This window comes from Acinetobacter sp. ABJ_C1_1, from assembly GCF_044684115.1.
Taxonomy (GTDB): Bacteria; Pseudomonadota; Gammaproteobacteria; order Pseudomonadales; family Moraxellaceae; genus Acinetobacter; species Acinetobacter nosocomialis_A.
Map to the genome: position 1 here is coordinate 811,475 of NZ_JBITPU010000001.1, position 18,615 is coordinate 830,089.

14 protein-coding genes are annotated in these 18,615 nt (G+C 38.7%); 5 read left to right on the top strand and 9 right to left on the bottom strand.

Annotated elements, in window-relative coordinates; all coding sequences use genetic code 11:
* The first annotated feature begins 316 nt into the window (after nucleotides 1-316).
* Nucleotides 317-1,183: a lytic transglycosylase domain-containing protein gene (locus ACG59Z_RS03935; protein WP_396463446.1), complete on the top strand. Its 867-nt coding sequence runs from the start codon at nucleotides 317-319 to the stop codon at nucleotides 1,181-1,183.
* 257 nt (nucleotides 1,184-1,440) lie between these two features.
* Nucleotides 1,441-2,346 (top strand): protease HtpX, encoded by a 906-nt coding sequence (gene htpX, locus ACG59Z_RS03940; RefSeq protein WP_004699673.1) that lies wholly within the window; start codon nucleotides 1,441-1,443, stop codon nucleotides 2,344-2,346.
* A 39-nt stretch (nucleotides 2,347-2,385) separates the two neighbouring features.
* Here the strand turns inward: htpX and ACG59Z_RS03945 are convergent, their stop codons facing one another.
* Nucleotides 2,386-2,961 carry a DUF4112 domain-containing protein gene (locus ACG59Z_RS03945; RefSeq protein ID WP_107972571.1) on the bottom strand — a complete coding sequence of 192 codons (576 nt, stop codon included), beginning with the start codon at nucleotides 2,959-2,961 and terminating at the stop codon, nucleotides 2,386-2,388.
* A gap of 72 nt (nucleotides 2,962-3,033) precedes the next feature.
* On the bottom strand, nucleotides 3,034-6,129 hold the full coding sequence (locus ACG59Z_RS03950) for a multidrug efflux RND transporter permease subunit (RefSeq protein WP_400197990.1): 3,096 nt from the start codon (nucleotides 6,127-6,129) through the stop codon (nucleotides 3,034-3,036).
* 264 nt (nucleotides 6,130-6,393) lie between these two features.
* Here ACG59Z_RS03950 and ACG59Z_RS03955 point away from each other — a divergent pair, with 264 nt between their 5' ends.
* Complete coding sequence (locus tag ACG59Z_RS03955; protein WP_400197991.1) at nucleotides 6,394-7,533, top strand: glycerophosphodiester phosphodiesterase; 1,140 nt, start codon at nucleotides 6,394-6,396, stop codon at nucleotides 7,531-7,533.
* 42 nt (nucleotides 7,534-7,575) lie between these two features.
* On the opposite strand, the gene ACG59Z_RS03960 is transcribed toward ACG59Z_RS03955, so the two are convergent.
* Entirely contained in the window at nucleotides 7,576-8,538 is a 963-nt protein-coding gene (locus ACG59Z_RS03960; protein ID WP_400197992.1) for an MBL fold metallo-hydrolase, read from the bottom strand.
* Nucleotides 8,539-8,645: 107 nt separating this feature from the next.
* Between ACG59Z_RS03960 and ACG59Z_RS03965 the strand changes: the two genes are divergently transcribed.
* Complete coding sequence (locus tag ACG59Z_RS03965; RefSeq protein WP_396482068.1) at nucleotides 8,646-9,020, top strand: diacylglycerol kinase; 375 nt, start codon at nucleotides 8,646-8,648, stop codon at nucleotides 9,018-9,020.
* 172 nt (nucleotides 9,021-9,192) lie between these two features.
* Here the strand turns inward: ACG59Z_RS03965 and groL are convergent, their stop codons facing one another.
* From groL to ACG59Z_RS03985, 4 genes are all read right to left on the bottom strand, one after another.
* Complete coding sequence (gene groL, locus ACG59Z_RS03970) at nucleotides 9,193-10,827, bottom strand: chaperonin GroEL (RefSeq protein WP_134263511.1); 1,635 nt, start codon at nucleotides 10,825-10,827, stop codon at nucleotides 9,193-9,195.
* Between the two features lie 58 nt (nucleotides 10,828-10,885).
* Entirely contained in the window at nucleotides 10,886-11,176 is a 291-nt protein-coding gene (gene groES / locus ACG59Z_RS03975; RefSeq protein ID WP_000065579.1) for a co-chaperone GroES, read from the bottom strand.
* A gap of 185 nt (nucleotides 11,177-11,361) precedes the next feature.
* Complete coding sequence (locus tag ACG59Z_RS03980; RefSeq protein WP_343569036.1) at nucleotides 11,362-12,120, bottom strand: metallophosphoesterase family protein; 759 nt, start codon at nucleotides 12,118-12,120, stop codon at nucleotides 11,362-11,364.
* Nucleotides 12,101-13,039 carry a diacylglycerol/lipid kinase family protein gene (locus tag ACG59Z_RS03985; RefSeq protein ID WP_400197993.1) on the bottom strand — a complete coding sequence of 313 codons (939 nt, stop codon included), beginning with the start codon at nucleotides 13,037-13,039 and terminating at the stop codon, nucleotides 12,101-12,103. Before ACG59Z_RS03985 ends, ACG59Z_RS03980 begins: the two co-directional genes overlap by 20 nt.
* 391 nt (nucleotides 13,040-13,430) lie before the next feature.
* Between ACG59Z_RS03985 and ACG59Z_RS03990 the strand changes: the two genes are divergently transcribed.
* The gene (locus tag ACG59Z_RS03990; protein WP_233929914.1) at nucleotides 13,431-15,263 is read left to right on the top strand and encodes a phosphoenolpyruvate carboxykinase (GTP); all 1,833 of its coding nucleotides are present in this window, start codon (nucleotides 13,431-13,433) and stop codon (nucleotides 15,261-15,263) included.
* A 41-nt stretch (nucleotides 15,264-15,304) separates the two neighbouring features.
* Here ACG59Z_RS03990 and glpD read toward each other — a convergent pair whose 3' ends face one another.
* Nucleotides 15,305-16,822: a glycerol-3-phosphate dehydrogenase gene (gene glpD / locus ACG59Z_RS03995; protein ID WP_400197994.1), complete on the bottom strand. Its 1,518-nt coding sequence runs from the start codon at nucleotides 16,820-16,822 to the stop codon at nucleotides 15,305-15,307.
* 154 nt (nucleotides 16,823-16,976) lie between these two features.
* Nucleotides 16,977-18,485 (bottom strand): glycerol kinase GlpK, encoded by a 1,509-nt coding sequence (glpK, locus tag ACG59Z_RS04000; RefSeq protein WP_320139233.1) that lies wholly within the window; start codon nucleotides 18,483-18,485, stop codon nucleotides 16,977-16,979.
* Between the last annotated feature and the right edge of the window lie 130 nt (nucleotides 18,486-18,615).

The following is an 18,615-nucleotide window of genomic DNA, read 5'->3' on the forward strand; positions in this document are numbered from 1 at the left end:
TTTTCCACAAAACCTGTGGATAAAATTGTGGATTTCTTCGTGCTTGACAAACTGTTTTCACCTTCTGTTAAGGGTTTTATTTAAATTGATCATTTTTTAACCAATGATTTTTACCTTTAATTTTCAAATAGTTATTCAAGTCAATAGAATCATTTTAAAAATTTTTTTTAATTTTTTTTGATGATCATTCGAACAAAACAGCTTGATTTTTTAAAACAGCCAAAATAAAAAAAATTACACAAAACTTCTTTCTGTAATATTTTTTGATAAACTCTTTGACAAGTTTCGAATACCTTAAAATTGTGAATAACATAAAATGAAAAATTCGGTTCAATATCTTTTTTCTTGTTTGCTGGGGATGACCACTTTTTCGGTAGGTATAATGCCGACTTTTGCGGGTCAGATGTACGTTTACCAAGACAAAAATGGCAGTACTTTACTGACTAACCGTAAAAGCTATGACAATTCACTCAAGAAAGTAAAAGTGACTTACTATCCCGATAGTAATATTCATAGTTATACCAACTGGGGCGCTTCAGAAGCTTCTGTTCTACCGAGTTATAGCAGAAATAAAAATGCGTTTGACCATATTATTAAACAGGCCGCACAACAGCACGGCGTATCAGAAGGTTTAATTAAGGCAGTCATGCATACCGAATCTGGTTTTAATGTGAATGCTCACTCTCCAGTAGGTGCTCAAGGCCTAATGCAGCTGATGCCTGCAACTGCTCGCCGTTTTAATGTATCTAACGCCTATGATCCTCAGCAAAATATCTTTGCTGGTGCGAAATATCTAGGTTGGTTGCTCAAGCGTTTTAATGGCAATACGCAAATGGCGCTTGCTGCCTATAATGCTGGTGAAGGTAACGTAGATAAGTATGGTGGTATCCCTCCATTTCGTGAAACCCAAGATTATGTTCGCCGTGTAACTAGTCGATATCAAAACTTATATTCTTCTGGGGTAAGCCTTTCATCGTTTAGTAACTCAAATATTTCTGCTCAAGCAGTAAATCCCCCTGTTTCGCCACAAGCCACCACACCTCAACAAGTATCGGCTAAACCTGTTAAATACTCTTCTGGGCGCCAAATCGTAACATTGTCAGATGGCACTTATACAGATGCCCCGACGGGTACTTATGTCACCAATAACGCAACAGCAATTGCGCATATTAGAATCGAGTAAAGTTTAAAACCGCATGTATTGCGGTTAATCTTTTAACGAGGCCCATTGTCTAAAAATTGTAATGATCTATTACCCCTACCCGAGTGTTTAGACGGGCCTTCTAAATAACTTGTTTAATTTAAATACATTCTTATCCACTAAAGAATGTATCGATTCCTTATTTTTTCCTTGAATTTTTCCCCTAAGCGCCGCATATTAGCTGAGTGATTTATAATTTATAAATCAGATAATATTTTATTTATAAGAGGATTTTCTCAATGATGCGGATTGGTTTGTTTTTGCTTACCAACCTCGCGGTACTGGTTGTAGCTGGCATTATTTTGTCACTCTTCGGTGTCGGTAGTTACCATGGCGCGGGTGGCTTGAATCTAGGCAACCTTTTAGTCATCTGTTTTGTGTTTGGTATGGTGGGCTCTTTAGTCTCTCTATTTATGTCCAAATGGATGGCTAAGAAAACTACTGGTACAGAACTGATTGACCCAAATGCTCCTCGTAACCAAGCTGAAAGCTGGTTATTGCAAACAGTCGCTGAACTTTCTCAACGTGCTGGTATTAATATGCCAGAAGTTGGTATCTTCCCTTCATATCAGTCTAATGCTTTCGCAACAGGCTGGAATAAAAATGATGCCTTAGTTGCCGTTTCAAGCGGTCTACTTGAGCGTATGAACAAAGATGAGTTACGTGCAGTACTTGCGCACGAGATCGGCCACGTTGCAAATGGTGACATGGTTACACTCGCACTCATTCAAGGTGTAGTAAACGCCTTTGTGATGTTCTTTGCTCGTGTAGTAGGTGACTTTATCGACCGTAATGTTTTTGGTCGTCAAGACAATGAAGCCCCTGGTATGGGTTATTTCCTCATTACGATGGTTCTAGATATCGTGTTCGGTATTCTTGCTTCAGCTATTGTGATGTGGTTCTCTCGTTACCGTGAATACCGTGCTGATGAAGCCGGTGCACGTTTAGCTGGTAAACAAGCAATGATTTCTGCTTTATTACGTTTACAGGCTGAAACAGAGTTACCTGACCAAATGCCAAAAGAAATGAAAGCGTTCGCTATTGCGGAAGGTAAAGAACAAGGCTTTAGTTTAGCTGCTTTGTTCCAAACTCACCCATCTATCGAACAACGTGTAGCAGCTCTACATCAGTTAGATTGCCCATAACACAGTAAATAAAAAAGCCTCCTTTTGGAGGCTTTTTTATTAGGCTGAATGAGCAAGTCCCCAAAGAAAACTGATTCCCCACCACATCGCAAAACCAATCAGAACAAGCACAAATACCCCTAATAAATCGGGTATATGTAACCATAGCCAACTCACAACAGGGTTACGCCAGAAGGCTGACTGTTGCTGCTTCTTTTCAAGCTTTTCGTGTAAATATGGATGAACAACATGCATATCACTTTGAATCGCATATTCTTCGCGTATGTGGGTATGAACCACATCTAATGCTTTTCTACTAGGGCGTATAAAAATATCGAAAATAGTCCCTGCAACTGGAACACAACCCACCACAGCATCAACTACAGCCAATTTTATGACGGGAGTGAGCTTATGCTGTGGCACACCAATTTGCTTGGCTTTATATATGGCATAGCAAGTCAGAACAAAACCGGCTACATCACCCGCAATAGGAATAGTACTTAGAGCCGCATCGGCACCAATACCCTGCTTTGTAAAAGGAATACGGACCGCACTATCCATCATCGTTGCGAATTTAGCCAGATCTCGTTCTAATGCGATGACCTGTTGCTGTGTTAGTTTTTTTTCTTGAGGCATCTAAATCAAATATATGAAGAGAAGTTAAACTTAATATACTTGATTTAGTGCCTGTTTTTAAATTGTTTGCTTTTAACTCGAAGCTTTCGATTTAAACAGTGAGCGTAATAACACATACATAACTGGAATAAAGAATAAAACCAGCACAGTACCAAACATCACACCGCCTAAAATACTAATACCAATTTCTTGACGGCTAACCGCACCAGCGCCCTGTGCAAACACAAGTGGAATCACACCAGCACCGAAGGCTAAAGAAGTCATTAGAATCGGTCTTAAACGCAAGCTCGCGCCTTCTAAAGCGGCCTGAATAGCATTCTTTCCTTTCTCTTGAGCTAATGCAGCAAACTCAACAATTAAAATTGCGTTTTTACATGACAATCCAATCGTGGTTAGAAGTGCAATTTGGAAATACACATCATTTGGCAAACCAAAGATATAAGAGAAAATGACACTTCCTCCTACACCTAATGGAATAGAGGTCATCACGGCAGCAGGAATGCTCAAGCTTTCATATAACGCCGCTAAACATAAGAAAATAAAACCTGCCGAAATCAGATATAACCATACCGCCTGATTTGTCGACTTCTGTTCTTCAAAAGACAATCCCGTCCAAGCCAAACCAATATCTTTTTGCTGGTTGACGAGTTGCTCAACATCTTTCATAGCCTGACCAGAACTGCTATTACTCGCAACATCTGCTTGTAACTGTAAAGCACTATATCCCATATAGCGTTTTACAATTTCCGGAGCTCCGCCCCAGCTAAAGTTCGCAAATGAGCTAAAAGGCACCATTTCATTTTGGCTATTACGCACAGACCAATTATATAAATCTTCAGGTTTAGATCTGAACTCGGCATCACCTTGAATCATGACACGTTTAATACGGCCCCGATCAATAAAGTCATTTACGTAAGTTCCGCCCCATGCACTCGACAAAGTATTATTAATAGCTGATAACTCTAGTCCATTTGCCAAAGCCTGTTTCTGGTCAATCTTGATATTTAGATTTGCTTTACTATTGGTAGACTGCTTATCAAAGTTTTCGAAAGTTGAATAGTTTTTACTTTGAGCCTGTAACTGACGGAACATACCATCTAAGAAATTTTGCCCTTGACCATTTAAATCTTGAATCCAAAAATCCAGACCATCGGTTTGCCCCAAACCATTTACCGAAGGTGGTAAGGTCACATTAATTTGAGCATTATTAAAATTTCTGAAATATTTCATTGCGCGCTTTTGTATAGCGTCAGCCGAGTCCTCTTTAGCCGTACGTACATCCCAAGGTTTTAAAGCAATAAAGCCTTGCGCTAAGTTTTGCCCTGTACCGGCATTATTTCGACCATAACGAATTAAAACCAGATCAACATTCTTATCTTCTTTACTGAGAAAATACTGGCGCACTTGCTCACCAATTTTTTTACTCTCAGACATTGGAGCGCTATCTACTAGCTTAATTTGAACACTTAAAATGCCTTGGTCTTCTTTAGGAATAAATCCGCTTTTCAAACCACTATAGAACAGCGAAAAAATAGCAATCAGCGCCACAAAAATTACAATAACCGATTTACTGTAGTGAATACTCGTCTGAACAAGCTTGATATATTTATTTTTAAGTTGATCAATTTTTTGGTTAAACCAAACTGCCCAACGCATAGGTTCAGGGTTCGGTTTTAAAATTAATGCACACAATGCAGGCGTTAAAATAAGTGCAACCGTAAGCGATAATGCCATAGCGGCAACTAAAGTAATGGAAAACTGACGGTAAATCACGCCAATTGAGCCACCTAAAAAAGACATTGGAATAAAAACAGCAGTTAAAACCAATGTAATGCCGACTAAGGCACCACTAATTTCACCCATTGACTCAATTGCAGCTTCTTTAGGGCTTAAGTGCTGTTCATGCATGAGCCGCTCAACGTTTTCGACCACCACAATCGCATCATCGACCAACAAACCAATGGCGAGTACCAGTGCAAATAACGTTAATGTGTTAATACTAAACCCAAGCACATATAAAACTGCAAAAGTTCCTAAAATAACAACTGGAACGGTAATACTCGGAATAAGAGTGGCACGCCAGCTTTGTAAAAATAGGAACATCACCAAAATTACTAAAATAATGGCTTCTATAAGGGTCTTTACAACTTCCTTAATTGACTCTTGCACAAACGGCGTATTATCTCGCGGATAAACGATCTTATAGCCTGCCGGTAGTTTCGTTGAAAGCTGATCTAAGGTTTGATGGATGAGCTTAGAGGTTTGAATCGCATTCGCACCTGAAGATAAAGAAATACTTACACCCGCGGCAGGATAACCGTTAATCGTATTCAAAAATTGATAGTTTTCTGCCCCTAGCTCTACTCTAGCAATATCTTTTAAATAAACATAACCTGCCGATTTATTCGATTTTACGACAATATTTTTAAAGTCCTCGACTGTTTTGAGTCGAGAACCTGCGGTCACTTTTGTATTTAAATATTGACCGTCAATGACTGGTAAATCACCAATTGCACCTGCAGCAACTTGGGTATTTTGGGCAGTGATTGCGCTCGCAACATCACTTGGCATTAAATTATATTGCTTTAACTTGTCTGGATTTAACCAGATACGCATTGCATATTGTGAACCAAATATATCTGTTTCACCCACCCCTTCAATACGGTTTAAGTTATCAACGACATGCGTAGTTAAATAATCCGACAGCTCAATATTTCCGGTTTTACCAGTTGAGTCATATAAGCCAATCACCATAAAAGTATCGCCTAAAGACTTGGTAACGGTAACACCTTGGCGCTGAACTTCATCGGGTAAACGGCGTATGACACCACTAATGCTATTTTGAACTTGTACCTGAGCAGTATCTGGGTTGGTTCCATTATCGAAACTAATGGTAATTCGGCTACGCCCAGATGAATCACTTGATGAGCTAAAATAGAGTAAGTGATCAATCCCTTGTATTTGCTGTTCTAAAATTTGGGTAACACTTTGCTCAACCGTTTGTGCATCTGCCCCGCTATAACTTGCCGACACTGTAATTTTCGGAGGTGCAATATCGGGATACCGTTCTACGGGCAAATGCATCACCGAAAAAATACCAAAAGCCATAACAATGATCGCCAGTACATTGGCAAAAATGGGGCGCTGAATAAAAAATTTAGATAGCATGGCTGCTCGGTATGGTGTCGTTAATTAACAGGAGAAAATGCCGCTTTGAGACCTTGTGATCATCAACGAGCAGTGTAAAAAAGACAAGTGGAATTAAAAAAATAAATGTAATTAAGACAAAAACAAAGCATGTTTCACTATTTCCAACAAAGCAATAAAGAACCAATTAAATAGTGTCACTTAAAATTCATGAATTCTTCATCATCACGTCAAACTAAATCCCAATACTTGAGTCGTTTCAATTAAAACAATATGAGTAGAATTATGTTTAGAAAAGCACTTTTATGCTTAAGTTTAATTAGCTTGGTCGGTTGTAATGACGATGATAAAACTGAAACAACACCGACCACACCAGAGTATCAACTTCCTAAAATTTTAGTCATCGGACACCGTGGCGCAAGCGCTTTACGTCCTGAACATACTTTGGCTTCATATCAAAAAGCCATTGATGATGGTGCAGACTTTATTGAACCCGACTTAGTGTCAACAAAAGATGGTGTATTGGTTACGCGTCATGAAAATGAAATTGGTGGAACTACCAATATCAGTACCCTCGCCCAATTTGCAGACCGTAAAACCACCAAAAATATTGATGGTGTAAATTTAACGGGTTGGTTTACGGAAGACCTCACCTTAAATGAATTACAACAAGTTAAAGCACGTGAGCGTATTCCTGAGTTTCGACCAGCAAATACGGCTTACAATGACCTCTATTCAATTCCGACACTCGAACAAGTCATTGAACTTGCCGAAGCAAATTATAAAAAAACTGGCAAGATTATTGGTTTATATATCGAAACCAAGCATCCAACTTATTTTAAAAATAAAAATTTGGCTATGGAGGACACACTTCTTAAAACTCTTGCCAAATATCAATATACACGTGATATCGCACCTATCTATTTGCAATCGTTTGAAGTCAGCAATTTAAAATATTTAAAAGATCAACTTGATCTTCATAAGACGCTTAAACATGCACAAATCATTCAGTTATATGATGCAAAAACATCTCGACCAGCCGACTTTGTTGAATCTGGCGTGTCTAAAACATATGGTGATTTAGCCACAGCACAAAGCTTAAAAGATGTTGCTCAATATGCAAATGGCGTAGGTCCAAGTAAAAACTATATTCTCAGTTTCAATAATGATGGTTCAGTACAAACCACTTCATTTATTACAGATGCGCATGCCGCTGGCTTAAAAGTACATCCTTATACTTTCCGCCCAGAAAATAACTTCTTACCACAGCCTTTAAAATGTAGCGATAAACCTGCTGAACGTTGTCTAACAGGTGCTCTAAAAGAGTTTGAAGCATATTTCAAAGCAGGTGTGGATGGTGTCTTTACAGATGATCCAGCACTCGGCCGTGAAGCAGTCAATAATTTTGAGAAAGCAACTAAATAGTTAAAGGCTTAATAAAAACAGGGCATTCAATGCCCTGTTTTTTTACTTATCAAGACTGTTATTAAAATATAAAGGAATCCACTGATATTGTTCTGCATTCACTTTATATACATGGCCAATTCCAGGGAATGGCAAATGTGGAGCAGCTACCCATTGCTGCTTATTTGAAATTTCAGCAAACATTTTCAAACGAGTGTTAATTGCCTGTTCAGAATTTACATCAAAATCTACACCAGTTTTTGGAGCATCAAACTGTAAAGAATGTGAGTGGACAATGTCCCCTACAAAGACAATTTGTTGACCTTTACTCTTTAAGCGGAAACTATGGTGACCTGGTGTGTGTCCTTGTGTATTGATCACTTCAAAACCTTGAATGACATCACCATCTTTAAATGTTTTGAATGCTTTTTTCGCTTCATAAGGTGCAAGTGCAGCTTTTACATTTTTAACAGTGCCTAAATAATTTTCTTTTTGATTTGCTGGTACTGTTTTTTCAGAAGCTGGGTTTAACCAGTAATCTGCTTCACGCTCATGCGCATAAATCGTTGCATTAGGAAATACTGCTTTTCCATCTTTAGCAATTCCACAAACATGGTCTGGGTGTAGATGGGTTAACAAAACCGTTTTCACATTCGCAAGTTGATAGCCTGCCAGTTCAAGATTTTTAGCAATTGAACCCAACTGTGGGCCAAAACAACTTGAAGCTCCACTATCAACAAGCGTTAAACTTTTACCGTCATCTACCAAGAATGCATTTACCGAAGTTTGAATCCCCTTCTCATTAACAACAGCGTACTTGGTTAAAATTTTAGTCTTCTCAGCCTGATTCAAATTTTTGAACAACTTAGGGTCTAAATAAATGGTGCCGTCAAGTAAAGAGGTGATGCGGTAATTACCAAATTGATGCTTATAATATCCCGGTACTTGCTGAGCTGAGGCAGGTTCTGCATAGCTTACATGTAAGCCACCCATGACAAGTCCTAATGCTACAAATAGTTTTTTCATCTCTTCTTCTCTATCAAGTTATAAAGTCAAAATCTTTAAAAAAGATTTAATATTTTTTTTGAGGGCCGCGATATATAATGCATGAAAAGTGTTAAAAATATAAGTGAATGAATAGTTATTCTCCCTACAAAGGCAAAAGCGGACTTAAGCGCATCTTGAATGCGACAGGTTATTCAATTTCAGGATTTAAGGCAGCTTATAAAAATGAAGCCGCTTTCCGACAAATTATTTTAATTAATGTTGTGCTTATCCCTACTAGCTTTTTCCTAGATGTGACTCGTGGCGAACATGCACTTATGGTCGTTGTATGTCTATTTGCAATTATTGTAGAACTATTCAATTCTGCGATTGAGGCAGTAGTTGACCGCGTATCACTTGAAAAACATCAACTCTCTAAAAATGCCAAAGATATGGGAAGTGCTGCACAGTTTGTTGCACTGTCTATTATTGCAGTGACATGGCTTATCATTTTATTAGGCTAAAAAAAACCATGCTTATAAAAGGATAAGCATGGTGTAACAAAAAAGAGGAACTACAGCTACTGTTCCTGACTATAAGTTTAAGAATATCAACTTAACTTTTTCTTAATTTATATAAGAAATAAAAAAAATCCCTGTAAATGCAGGGATTTTTTTATTTAGACGTTGATGTTTATCACATCATGCCGCCCATTCCACCCATACCGCCCATGTCTGGAGCAGCTGGTTTGTCTTCAGGAATGTCAGTAATCATACATTCTGTAGTCAACATTAAACCAGCAACAGAAGCAGCGTGCTCAAGCGCAGAACGAGTTACTTTAGCTGGGTCAAGAATACCCATTTCTAACATATCGCCATATTCACCAGTTGCAGCGTTGTAACCGAAGTTACCTTCACCTTTCTTAACTGCATTGATTACTACAGATGGCTCATCACCAGCGTTCGCAACGATTTGACGAAGTGGAGCTTCAATCGCACGACGTAAAATGTTGATACCTGCAGTTTGGTCTTCGTTAGCACCTTTCAAGCCGTCAAGAACGTTTACAGCACGTACAAGCGCAACACCACCACCTGCAACAACACCTTCTTCAACTGCTGCACGAGTTGCGTGAAGAGCATCGTCTACGCGGTCTTTCTTCTCTTTCATTTCAACTTCAGTTGCTGCACCGATTTTAATTACAGCAACACCGCCTGCCAATTTAGCAACGCGTTCTTGTAATTTTTCACGGTCATATTCTGAAGTAGATTCTTCGATTTGAGCACGGATTTGTTGAACACGCTCAGCGATAGCAGCAGCATCACCAGCACCATCAACAATAACTGTGTTTTCTTTAGAAACAGTGATTTTGTGCGCTGTACCTAAATCTTGAAGAGTCGCTTGTTCTAAAGACATACCAACTTCTTCAGAAATTACAGTTGCGCCAGTCAAGATTGCGATGTCTTGAAGCATAGCTTTACGACGGTCACCGAAACCAGGAGCTTTAACAGCACACACTTTGATAATACCGCGCATGTTGTTTACAACAAGAGTTGCAAGCGCTTCACCTTCAACATCTTCAGCGATAATAAGAAGTGGTTTACCAGTTTTAGCAACTGCTTCTAAAACAGAAATCAATTCACGAATGTTGCTGATTTTTTTGTCAACAAGAAGGATGAACGGATTTTCAAGTTCAGCAGTCAAAGTATCTTGCTTGTTAGCAAAGTACGGAGAGATATAACCACGGTCAAACTGCATACCTTCTACAACGTCTAATGCGTCTTCGAAGCCAGAGCCTTCTTCTACAGTGATTACGCCTTCTTTACCTACTTTTTCCATTGCTTGTGCAATAAGTTTACCAACAGTAGTATCAGAGTTAGCAGAGATAGAACCAACTTGTTCAATTGCTTTGAAATCATCAGCTGGTTTAGCAATAGAACGGATATTTTCAACTACAGTTTTTACTGCAATGTCGATACCACGTTTTAAATCCATTGGGTTCATACCAGCAGTTACTGATTTGATACCTTCGTTTAAAATTGCTTGAGCAAGTACAGTCGCAGTTGTTGTACCGTCACCAGCGATGTCGTTAGTTTTGCTTGAAACTTCACGAACAAGTTGAGCACCCATGTTTTCAAACTTGTCTTTTAATGAAATTTCTTTAGCAACAGTTACACCGTCTTTAGTGATGTGCGGCGCACCGAAAGAACGGTCGATCACAACGTTACGGCCTTTAGGACCCAAAGTCACTTTAACCGCATCTGCAAGTACGTTTACGCCTGCAATCATTTTTGAGCGAGCTGAATCACCAAATTTTACGTCTTTAGCTGACATATTAAACTCCGAATCTTTTTAAATACTGAATCTGATAATGAATTGAGTTATGGATCGATTAGCCTTCTAATACAGCTAAGATGTCTGACTCTTTCATGATTAAGAGTTCTTCACCGTTTACTTTAACTGTTGTACCTGCATAAGTACCAAATAACACCTTGTCACCAACTTTAACATCCAAAGCACGTACGCCGTTATCAGTGATTTGACCATTACCTACTGCAATTACTTCACCTTGAGATGGTTTTTCAGCAGCAGAACCTGGCAATAAAATACCGCCAGCAGTTTTGGTTTCTTCTTCTACACGACGAATCACAACGCGATCATGTAATGGACGAATGTTGCTCATAATTAACTCCATCAGACTTAGTCTTTTTGATTAATCGTTATTGCCTTAATCCAGAGCAATAACAAAATATTTAGATGTCACTTTTGTGGGGATGAAAAAAATGGCTTCAAGGGGAAATAAGAAAAATTTTCTTCTTTTTTGAATATTTTTTAAACAATCAAATATTTAATCTCATCTAAACCAAATCAATCTGAAGTGAATTCAGCCAACTGTTCATTGAACCAGTAATGCTGAATCTTTCCTGTATTTGAAACTGTATTAAAGCTATTCGGATTATGATGATATAAACGAGTAGAAGTTGCTGTACCAGCATGAATATCATATATAGGATGGTCTATTTCCAGATGGTAAATCTGAGTTAAATCATATATAGCCGTTTTATGAAGATGACCATGCAGCATTCCAAATAATCCGGTTGTACTCCACTTTTCTAAAGCAATTTTCCCCAAAACCGGACAATCCTTTATGCCATGCTTATTATCGGGTGGTGTATAAAAAGGTTGATGGAAAACTACCAGCTTTATTTTATCTTTTGGCGCTTTTTCTAAACGCTCATAAGTATCTTGAATTTGTTCAATCGAAATATGCCCACGTGTGTGATAACGACGACGTATGCTGTTTACCCCAACAATATAAAAATGTTCAGTTTCTAAAGTTGGCTCTAATTCACCAAAGAAATATCGATATCGGGTAAATGGAGAAAAAAAACGGTTCCAGACATGATACAAAGGAATATCATGATTTCCAGGCACTACAAGATAAGGAATATTGAGGCTATCTAAAAACTGCCGACATTTAAAAAATTGTTCATATTTAGCACGTTGAGTAACATCGCCACTCACGACAATCACTTCAGGCTTTTGCTGAATACAAAAATGTCTTATTGCCTCTAAACACTCTTTTTTTTCTGTCCCAAAGTGTAAATCAGACAGATGTAATAACATTCGGCACCATAATATTTAAAGCATTTTTTTCTACAGTGAAATTTAGAGGTGGTTTCATCTCTATGATTTCACCATCTAAAGCCACTGTGAGTTTCGATTTCTTTGCACATTCCACCACAACATGATCTGCACAAAAACTATATACGTCTTCTGCATCTTCAACTTTACCTTGAACCCATTGCCAAAGCATATGCAGCAAACTCAGCTTATCACTTTTTGTAATTACAACTCCAGCTACTCTTCCCTGCGCCGCACACTCCGCAATCCTGAGTTTCATATCGCATAACTGTAGTTGGTTATTTCCAAAGAAAATAAGAGGCGCTTTAACGGGATATTTTTTCCCATCTACTGTTATAGATAGCTTCATTGACTTATTTTCTCTTAATAAAACATCTAAAGCTGAGGTATAAGCGTGTAAAGGAAGTCTTCCTAAATATTTATTGTAGAGTTCGCGCTTTTTAATAAAGAGTGGGTATAGACCTAAACTGGCATTATTCAAATAAATATGATCATTGATGGCGGCTATATGAACCGATCGAGGAGTCCCCGTAGCAATAACTTCGGCAGCGTCCAAAAGATCTAGCGGAATATCTAAAACTTTAGCCACATAATTAAAAGTACCTAAAGGTAAAATTCCCATTGGAATAGAGGTATTTTTAAGTTTAGATGCAACAGCATTCAAAGTGCCATCTCCACCTGCTGCAACAACTACCCCTATATTTTCGTTTTGTGAATGTCGATGAATCACGTTATTCATCAGATCATCAAACAATGTATTTTCATTTAATTCAAAAACTTGTATCTCAAAACCATGTTCAGTGAGTACAGTCATCAGTTGCTCATAAACATCTTCATGTTTTGAAGCATGAAATCCTGATTTTTCGTTATAGATGATCGAAAGAGGTTTCAAAGGCCGCATTTTATTATCGTAAAGTGGGATGTTTATTCTATTTTGTACACAAAATCACCTATTAAAAGTCTCTTTATGTAAATTTTGAATGATCTTCATTTGTTTAATCAATAATAATTCTCAAGAAAAATTTAAGAGTTAATCTATTGATTTAAAACAAAATAATTTAAGTAAATAACACACATACAACATAAAAATATAAAAGTAAAAACCTTATAAAAAACTATAAACAAATGATTTTCATCAAAAAATGATCGGAATTCCAAATATCTAATTGTTAGTCTTTAGTCTTATTTTTTTTATGATTTTATGCTTTAATACAGCCACTTTTTTATTTGATCTTTCATTGTACCCCAATGAATAGACTTGTACGTTGTACATATTTTGAATAGGCCTCACCATGACCACAGTGAACGCACCAGAATTCGTTCGTCATCCTAAGCTTATAGCATGGGTTGAAGAAATTGCAAACTTAACCAAACCAGCAAAAATCGAATGGTGTGACGGAAGCGAAGAAGAGTATCAACGTCTAATCGACTTGATGATCGCTAACGGCACCATGCAGAAATTAAACCAAGAAAAACATCCTGGTTCTTATCTTGCAAATTCTGACCCATCTGACGTTGCGCGTGTTGAAGATCGTACTTACATCTGCTCTCAAAATAAAGAAGATGCTGGTGCGACAAACAACTGGGAAGATCCAGCTGTTATGCGTGAAAAATTAAATGGTTTATTTGAAGGTTCAATGGAAGGCCGTACGATGTACGTTGTTCCTTTCTCTATGGGTCCTTTAGGTAGCCATATTGCTCATATCGGTATCGAGTTAACTGACTCTCCTTACGTTGCTGTTAGCATGCGCAAAATGGCTCGTATGGGTAAAGCAGTTTATGACGTATTAGGTACAGACGGCGAATTTGTTCCTTGTGTACACACAGTAGGTGCTCCACTTGCTGAAGGTCAAAAAGACGTTGCTTGGCCTTGTAACCCAGAGAAATATATCGTTCATTATCCAGAGACTCGCGAAATCTGGTCTTTCGGTTCTGGTTACGGCGGTAACGCATTACTTGGTAAAAAATGTTTAGCTCTTCGTATCGCTTCTGTCATGGGCCGCGAACAAGGTTGGTTAGCTGAACACATGCTTATTCTTGGTGTAACTAACCCTCAAGGTGAAAAACACTACATCGCTGCTGCATTCCCATCTGCTTGTGGTAAAACAAATTTTGCGATGTTAATTCCACCAGCAGGTTATGAAGGTTGGAAAATCGAAACTGTAGGTGACGATATTGCTTGGATCAAACCAGGTGAAGACGGCCGCTTATATGCGATTAACCCTGAAGCTGGTTTCTTCGGTGTAGCTCCTGGTACAAATACCAAAACTAACCCGAACTGTATGGCAACTCTTCATAAAGATGTTATCTATACAAACGTAGCGGTAACTGAAGATGGTCAAGTATGGTGGGAAGGTCTTTCTAAAGAAGTTCCAACAAACTTAACGAACTGGAAAGGTCAACCTCACGTAAACGGCGAAAAAGCAGCACATCCAAATGCGCGTTTCACTGTTGCAGCAGGTCAATGTCCATCTATCGATGCTGATTGGGAAAACCCAGCAGGTGTTCCAATTTCTGCATTCATCTTCGGTGGTCGCCGTGCAGATACAGTTCCTTTAGTTTCTGAAGCTTTTGACTGGGTTGACGGTGTATATAAAGCTGCAACTATGGGTTCTGAAACTACTGCTGCTGCTGTTGGTCAACAAGGTATCGTTCGTCGTGACCCATTCGCGATGCTTCCATTTGCTGGTTACAACATGGCTGACTACTTTGACCACTGGTTAAGCCTTGGTGCAAAAGTAAGCGAAAAAGCTGAAGCTTCTGGCAACAAATTACCGAAAATCTTCAACGTAAACTGGTTCCGTCGTGATGCTGAAGGCAACTTCGTATGGCCTGGTTTCGGTCAAAACATGCGTGTTCTTGAGTGGATCATTGACCGCTGTGAAGGTCGTGCAAATGCTGTTGAAACACCAATCGGTTTTGTTCCAACATATGAAGACTTGAACTGGAAAGGCACTGAGTTCAGTAAAGAACAATTTGACCTTATCACTACTCAAGATAAAGACCAGTGGGTTACTGAAATTGAAAGCCACACTGAGTTATTCAATAAACTTGGTGAGCGCTTACCAAAAGCATTAAAAGAACGTCAAGCAGCATTACTTGAAGCTGTAAAAACTGGCTTCTAATTGCTCAATATAAAAAAGGCCGCTTTATGCGGCCTTTTTTATTATGCGGCATCATCTTTTAGTCGACGTTCAGATAAATAAGCTTCTAACACTTTTACCTGTTTCTCATTAAACGCCAAACCTAATTTAGATCTTCGCCAGAGTATGTCTTCTGCAGTATTTGCCCACTCATATTCACATAAATATTTAACTTCACATTCAAATAAATCATGACCAAAATTTTGCCCTAATTGTTCTATACCATTTCTTTCTTGAAGTATGTTCCAAACCCTTGTGCCATATGCATGTGTCCAACGTTTGGCAAGGGATTCTGAAATTCCACTTACACGTAATTGAATCTGGTTGATTAAATCATCTAGTGTGGTCCAGTTCTCAGCACCTGGTAATGGCTTATTGGCAGTCCACTCCTCTGCCATTTCACTAAAGAACGGAGACAAATGCTCTAAAGCAGCCTCAGCCAGTTTTCGATAGGTCGTAATTTTGCCGCCAAATATCGATAACAATGGTGCGTTAGTATTTTCTGCCTGTAGTGCCAAAGTATAGTCACGGGTAATTGCCGAAGGGTTATCAGACTCATCATCGCATAAAGCACGTACGCCTGAGTACTGACTTACAATATCTGCTCGCGTTAACTGCTTTTTAAAATGTGAATTTGTGACTGTCAAAAGGTAATCTATTTCTACATCAGTAATCTCTACCTTTTGTGGATCACCTGTATATTCCTGATCTGTCGTACCAATTAGGGTATATTTTTCTAAATATGGTATTGCAAACACGATGCGTCGGTCTTCATTTTGCATAATAAAGGCTTTATGACAGTCATATAGCTTTGGCACAACAATATGACTTCCTTGAATCAATCGGACTTGATAAGGCGATCTTAAATTTAGGTTTTCACTAATAATTTCTTCAACCCAAGGACCAGCTGCATTTACTAAAGCTCTTGCACGTATCTGATAAACCTCAGCTCCACTTTGTAATTCCAAGTGCCACAGTTCTTGTTCTTGATAAGCCTTCACACATCGTGTTCGTGTCACGACTTTGGCACCCTGCTCTTTAGCTTGTAGCGCATTTAATACAACAAGACGTGCGTCATCTACAGTACAGTCAGAATATTCAAAGCCACGCGTTATAGCTGGCTTTAAAGGGCTATCTTCTTTGAAATAAATAAGATTTGAACCTAATAATTTTTCTCGTTTTCCCAAATGATCATAAAAAAATAGGCCCGCTCGAATTAACCACGCAGGACGTAAATGTGGCCGATGCGGCATAATAAAACGCATTGGTGCAATAATATGTGGAGCTTTTGCCAACAACACTTCTCGCTCTGCTAATGCTTCTCTGACCAGTCTAAATTCTTTATGTTCTAAATAGCGTAGACCGCCATGAATTAATTTACTGCTAGCAGATGAGGTGTGACTGGCTAAATCATCCTTTTCACATAAAAATACGGATAATCCACGGCCTACTGCATCATTAGCAATACCGACGCCATTAATACCGCCACCAATTACGGCAATATCATATACTTTTGAATAATCATTAGATTGTATTGTCATTTCTCATATTCTTTTTATTGTTGATCTTATAAAAATTAAAACATCAAATTGATGAAACAACAATCTAAAAAGTAGAATAATCAAATTTGCATCCTTTAGTATTTAACTATCCATTGACTACCCTACTATTGAATTCAACTAGTTAAGAAAAAGCTCAATCCTCTGCCCAGCTTTGACTGCGTTTCACTGCTTTTAACCAACCTTTATAAATCAGCTCAGATTGTTCAGCAGACATTTTTGGCTCAAATACCTTTTCTATGGCAGATTTATTTCTTAACTCATGAAGATCTTGCCAGAAACCCGTTGCTAACCCTGCAAGGAAAGCTGCACCCAAAGCGGTAGTTTCTTTCATTATTGGGCGTTCGACTGGTGTCGCTAAAATATCGGACTGAAATTGCATCAAGAAATTATTTTCCGTTACTCCACCATCAACACGGAGCGTACGAAGCTCTTCTTCTGCATCTTGCTGCATGGCATCAAGTACATCTCTTGTCTGGTAAGCAATGGACTCTAAAGTTGCGCGAATAATATGCTCAATGCTGGCTCCACGTGTCAGACCGAAAATTGCCCCTCGAGCTGTCGGGTCCCAATACGGTGCACCCAACCCAGTAAAAGCAGGAACCACATATACACCATTACTGTCTTTTACACGTGTTGCATAAAGCTCTGAGTCTTTAGCATTCTTAATGACCTTTAACTCATCACGTAGCCACTGCACACAAGAACCACCGTTAAATACAGCGCCCTCTAAGGCATAGTTCACCTCACCACTCGCACCACATGCAATAGTTGTGAGTAATCCATGCTCTGAACGGACAATCTTTTTACCCGTGTTCATTAAAAGAAAACAACCAGTACCATAAGTATTTTTAGCCTGTCCTGACTCAACACACATTTGACCAAAAAGCGCAGCTTGTTGATCACCTGCAATTCCTGCAATTGGGATCCCTACTTCTTGCCCACTAATAGTATGCGTATATCCATAAACCTCAGATGAACTACGAACTTCAGGTAACATTGCTCTAGGAATATCTAAGGCCTGCAAAAGTTTTTCATCCCACTCAAGCTTTTCGATATCAAACAGCATGGTTCGTGAAGCATTGGTAAAATCAGTGACGTGAACAGCACCATTGGTTAATTTCCAGATTAACCACGTGTCCACCGTACCAAACAACAACTCTCCTCGCTCAGCACGCTCACGGCTTCCTTCAACGTGGTCTAAAATCCATTTAATTTTTGTGGCCGAAAAATAAGGATCAATGACTAAACCAGTTGTTTTACGTATATATTCTTGCCAACCTGCTTTATGCAATTGATTACAAATTTCAGTCGTCTGTCGGCTCTGCCAAACAATCGCATTGTAAATCGGCTTACCTGTTTTTTTATCCCAAACAACTGTGGTTTCGCGCTGATTTGTGATCCCAATTGCCGCAACTTGTTCGCTCTTAATGCCAGCTTGAGCCAATGCCTCTACCCATACCGCACTTTGTGTTGCCCAAATTTCCATAGGGTCATGCTCAACCCAACCTGGCTGAGGATATATTTGGGTAAATTCTTTTTGAGCAATACTGACAACATTCGCATCATGGTCTAAAACAATTGCTCTTGAGCTTGTTGTTCCCTGATCAAAAGCAACAATATATTTTTTCGGGCAATTTGACATCTGAATGTCCTTTTCATTATCCACACACATCTAGTCCACAATGCTAAGACATCATGCCTAACTGTATTTATTTAAAATTTTCTTTGGAATATATCATTATTTTTAAGAGATATAGGTTTTCTTCGTCCAA